The sequence below is a fragment of the Rhizobium sp. GW821-FHT14E12 genome (genome assembly GCF_058803745.1).
Genome location: NZ_JBXAPH010000033.1, coordinates 1 through 939, shown reverse-complemented (window position 1 = coordinate 939; position 939 = coordinate 1). Strand labels below are relative to the sequence as shown.

1 protein-coding gene is annotated in these 939 nt (G+C 60.9%); it reads right to left on the bottom strand.

Annotated features, from left to right (window positions below; genetic code table 11):
• Nucleotides 1–849, bottom strand: an 849-nt coding sequence (locus AC1RO0_RS31910; protein WP_498596517.1) for an ISAs1 family transposase, incomplete at its 3' end; no start/stop codon positions are given.
• Between the last annotated feature and the right edge of the window lie 90 nt (nt 850–939).

Below are 939 nucleotides of genomic sequence, written 5' to 3'. Positions count from 1 at the left end.
GAGCGCCGTTGCGCTCATGCATGTCGAGAGCAGGAAATAGCGCACCAGACGTGCGCCCTGTCCTTCCGTGTCCTGTCCATTTGGATTGTGCCGCAGCGTTTCCACGCAAGCCACGGCCGCCAAGCCGGGGAACTCCAGATCGGTGACCGGCAGGACGACGGCGCGGCGTGTTTCCATCCGATCATGGGCGGTCACGGGCAAGGTTTGTACTCTGTCGGGATCATCGGCCTCTTCGAGGCGGGCTTTGGCGCTCGCCAGCAGAGCCGGCTGATTGTCCTTGAGGGCCAGCGCATAGTCGGCTCCTGTCGCCAAAATGGCTCTGGCAGTATCCGCACGGCAATGCAGGGCATCTGCCGTGACGATGCAGTCTTCGAGCGACAGCAAGGCCAGGGCTTCGTGCACGCCCTTGACCTCGTTGCGTCCCGGAGCCCGTCTTTGACCGATTACCATGCGGGCGTCGGCTGCCCAGACATTGACGAGATGCAGGGGCGAGGTTCTCGCCCCGCGTTGATAGGCGCCGCGCACCGCCTTGCCGTCAATCGCCACAACGCCCTGTATCCCCTTGGCGAATGCCATGGAAAACCGCGCAAAAGCGGCCTCGAAGGCTTCCGGGTTCAGGTGACGGAAAACCCGGCTGAAGGTGTCATGGCTGGGCACGCCATGCGGCAGCCGCAAGACCTGCAACAGCAGGCGCTTCTTGGCGTGTCCAAAGTCGGCCATGTCCGAACAACTCTCCGCCCCGCACAGAAGTGCTGCCAGAGCGATGAACAGCACGCAGGTCAGCTCATGGCGCGCATTCTCAGCCCGGGGGTCAGGCACCGATCCAAAAAACGACGTGAACCCTTCCACCAAAGTCTCCCGAAACCAAATCAGAAGACCTTTAGAGAATCCTTTTTCCTCAACAATTCAATCCAATAGAAACCATATGCGATTCCCCTG